The sequence below is a fragment of the Streptomyces sp. UNOB3_S3 genome (assembly GCF_020740895.1).
In the GTDB taxonomy this organism is placed as follows: domain Bacteria; phylum Actinomycetota; class Actinomycetes; order Streptomycetales; family Streptomycetaceae; genus Streptomyces.
The window spans coordinates 1-3,412 of sequence record NZ_JAILXP010000545.1; the positions used below are offsets into that span (position 1 = coordinate 1).

A 3,412-nucleotide genomic window follows, 5' to 3' on the forward strand; every position below is an offset into this window, starting at 1 on the left:
ATGTGCCCGATGTGCGGAGCGGCCTGTACGGTCGCACCGCACAGGTAGATCGAGACACAGCCCGGCACAAGCGGGGAGAAGTCACGGATCTGCCGGGCGCTGGTGTCGTACAGACGAATGCTCACGGCACCAGGGTAGTGGGCCCGAGGGGGTGCATCGCCCCTGGCGGCACGGGCTGACTCGATAACGGGTACGAGCGCGGGGCCCTACTGCGGCGGAGCGACAGCTTCCGTAGAACCGGTGGCGGGTCTTTGACCTCTCCTTACTATCTGCACATGATAGGGGGCCGCATGGTAACTTCCCCGGCGGTCGTGCCTTCCCGGCCAGGCCGTTGATAAAACCAGCGAAATCCGGACACAGGACTCAGGAGGGACGTTGACGTCCTCCGTGACGGTGCAGCAGCGGCAGAAGGAACGTCCTGCCTCACCACTCCCGCGAATAGCGCCCAAGGGGAGACTCGCCGCACTGGATGGCCTGCGTCTGCTCGCCGCCCTCATGGTCGTGCTCTACCACTACATCGCCTTCAACAGCGCCGCGTGGTCCAAACCGGCCACCGAGCGCTTCCCGGTGGCGTACGTGCCGGCGTCCTACGGGTGGCTGGGCGTCCAGCTCTTCTTCCTCATCAGCGGCTTCGTCATCTGTATGAGCGCCTGGGGCAGAAGCATCGGTGATTTCGCGACCTCGCGCGTCACCCGCCTCTACCCCGCCTACTGGTTCGCCGTGCTGGCCGCGACGCTCGTCGTCTCCATCTGGCCCGTGAACGGCCCGGGGCCCTCGCTCAGCGACGTCCTGGTCAACCTCACGATGTTCCACGAGCCGATGAAGGTCGCCCCCGCGGACGGGGTCTACTGGACGCTGTGGGCCGAGATCCGCTTCTACCTGCTCTTCGCGCTGCTGATCGCCTGGAAGGGGCTGACCTACCGGCGCGTCGTGGGCTTCTGCGTCATCTGGGGCATCGCCGCCGCCGTCGCGGCGGGGCTCGACGTCGAGGCGCTGGACGCGGTCCTGATGCCGAACGACTGCTGGTTCTTCATCGCCGGCATGGCGTTCTACCTGATGTACCGCTACGGCCCCAATCTGCTGCTGTGGGGCATCGTCACCGCGACCTTCCTGGCCGGCCAGCACTTCGCCTTCAATACCCACCACAACGTGCAGAAGTACGTGGGGCACAAGCTCCCGCTGTGGCCCACGGTGGCGCTGATCGCCCTGTTCTACGTGGCGATCGCTGCCGTGGCGCTCGGCAGGACCAGCAAGATCAACTGGCGCTGGCTGCCGACGGCGGGCGCGCTGACGTACCCCCTCTACCTGCTGCACGAGCGCATCGGCTGGACGGTCATCAAGGAGTTCGAGAACGACGTCTCGCGCTACGTCCTCGTCCCCGCCCTCGTCGCGCTGATGCTGGTGGCCTCCTGGCTGCTGCACCGCTATGTGGAGCGCCCGCTCGCCCGCGCGCTCAAACGCGGCATGACCAAGGCGCTGGCGGACATGCGCACGCCACGCGAGCGCGTCTGACGCCACCCGCCGGCTCCCACGAGCCCGCCCCGACGCCCCACGGCGGCCCCCCGGTCATCCGGGAGGCCGCCGTTGGTCCTTTCGGGGGACCCGCCATGACCATCGGGCGGAAACCGGGAGGCCGGCGGCCCGGCCGTGACGTTCGGTCACCCGTCGGGAACGCTCGGTGTGCCAGCATGCAGGGTGGCCCGTACGCGCAGCGGGCCGACAGCCAACGGGAGAGGACGACATGCGTTTCGCCAGCGGCGGCGAAAACGATGGCGTCCGACCGGGTGGGCCTGGCCCCAGGCTCTGCATCCTGGACGGACTCCGTCTGCTCGCGGCCCTCATGGTCGTGCTGTACCACTACACGAGTCTGAACGGCGGCTGGAACCGCGACCCGCGCCTGCTGTTCCCGGGCATCGAGCCGATAACGCGCTACGGCTGGCTGGGCGTGGAGATCTTCTTCCTCATCAGCGGCTTCGTCATCTGCATGAGCGCCTGGGGCAGGTCCCTCGGCGACTTCGTGGTGTCCCGGGCGGCGCGGATCTATCCCGCCTACTGGGTGGCGATCCTGCTGACCGGTGGCGTGGTCACGCTGTGGCCGGAGGTCCGCTCGGTGGCGGGCCCGGAGACCGTCTTCACCAACCTGACCATGCTCCAGCAGGGACTCGGCGTCTGGGACGTGGACGGCGTCTACTGGACGCTCTTCGTGGAGCTGAAGTTCTATGTGCTCTTCGCCCTCGTCGTGGCCAGGGGCGTCACCTACCGCCGCTGCGTGATCTTCTGCGGCGTGTGGACCCTGGCCGCCGCCATCGCCCCGACGGCCGACAGCAAGCTGCTCACCCTCTGGACGACGCCCATCGCGGCGCCGTACTTCGTCGCGGGCATCGCCTACTACCTCATGCACCGCTACCGGCCCACGGCGCTGCTCTGGGGCATCGTGGCCATCTCGTACCTGCTCGCCAACCACCAGGTCGCCAAGCGGGTGCACGACAACGCCAACCACGCGACGTCGCTCTTCCCCGCGCAGGCCATGGTCTTCGCGATCTTCGCCGTGATGGCGCTGGTGGCGCTGGGCACCTTCGACCGGGTGCGGTGGCGCTGGCTGACCACGGCGGGCGCGCTCACCTACCCGATGTACCTGCTCCACCAGTACATCGGGATGACGATCATCTACGCGCTGCGCGAGGCCGTCCCCCCGCTGCCGCTCGTCGCCGGGCTGATCACGGTGATGCTGGGCGCCGCCTGGCTGATGCACCGCTATGTCGAGCGCCCGCTCGGCAGGCGGCTGCGCTCGGCGCTGCGCAAGGGCATGGAGGACATCCGCCACAGCGCGGCGGCGCCCGCGCTCGACGGACTGCCGCTGCTGAACGAGCCGCGGCGCTCCGACCGGGTGAGCGCCGCGCGGACGGACTGATCCAGAGGACCGATGGACTGTTCTAGAGGGAGCCGACGACCTTGCGCGGCGTGATGCGGACCACGACGCGCTGGGCGTCGTCCTTGGCGGCCGGGTTGAAGTCGGCGTAGTCCTTGCCGGTGTACTTCCGCGCCAGCTCGTCGATCAGCTCGTTCCCGCCCTCGGTGGTGATGTCCGCGGTGCCGCGCACCTCGGCGTAGGTGTACGGCGCGTTGGGCGGGTTGACCAGGACGGTGACGCGGGGGTCGCGGCGGAGGTTGCGCTCCTTGCGGCGGCCGACCGTCGTGGAGATCAGCAGGTCGTCTCCGTCGCGCTTGACCCAGGTGACGGAGACCTGGGGGCTGCCGTCGGGCTGGACGGTCGCGACGGAGACGAAGGCGGGGTTGTCGTCGAGGTACTGCTTGAGGTCATCGGAGAGCACGGCAGCCACGGCTCCTTCCGGGGGTGGGGGGCTGTCCGTGGGATCTCTCCCCCGACCCGCCCCCTCCCGAAACCGGAGGC

The 3,412-nt window shown here is 68.8% G+C and carries 3 protein-coding genes; 2 read left to right on the forward strand and 1 reads right to left on the reverse strand.

Translation table 11 applies throughout. The features are described from left to right. The first annotated feature begins 375 nt into the window (after positions 1-375). Together K6I33_RS33330 and K6I33_RS33335 are read left to right on the forward strand one after the other, a co-directional pair. A complete protein-coding gene (locus tag K6I33_RS33330; RefSeq protein WP_229358458.1) occupies positions 376-1,512 on the forward strand; it encodes an acyltransferase in 1,137 nt (378 codons plus the stop codon). A 229-nt stretch (positions 1,513-1,741) separates the two neighbouring features. Further along, positions 1,742-2,911, forward strand: coding sequence for an acyltransferase (locus K6I33_RS33335; protein ID WP_275126844.1), 1,170 nt, complete (start codon positions 1,742-1,744; stop codon positions 2,909-2,911). Positions 2,912-2,933: 22 nt separating this feature from the next. Here the strand turns inward: K6I33_RS33335 and K6I33_RS33340 are convergent, their stop codons facing one another. Beyond that, positions 2,934-3,341, reverse strand: coding sequence for a PPOX class F420-dependent oxidoreductase (locus tag K6I33_RS33340; RefSeq protein ID WP_229358462.1), 408 nt, complete (start codon positions 3,339-3,341; stop codon positions 2,934-2,936). Positions 3,342-3,412 lie beyond the last annotated feature (71 nt).

Coding starts and splice junctions, on each gene's coding strand:
- K6I33_RS33335 (WP_275126844.1), top strand. CDS start 1,742: ATGCGTTTCGCCAGCGGCGGCGAAAACGATGGCGTCCGACCGGGTGGG.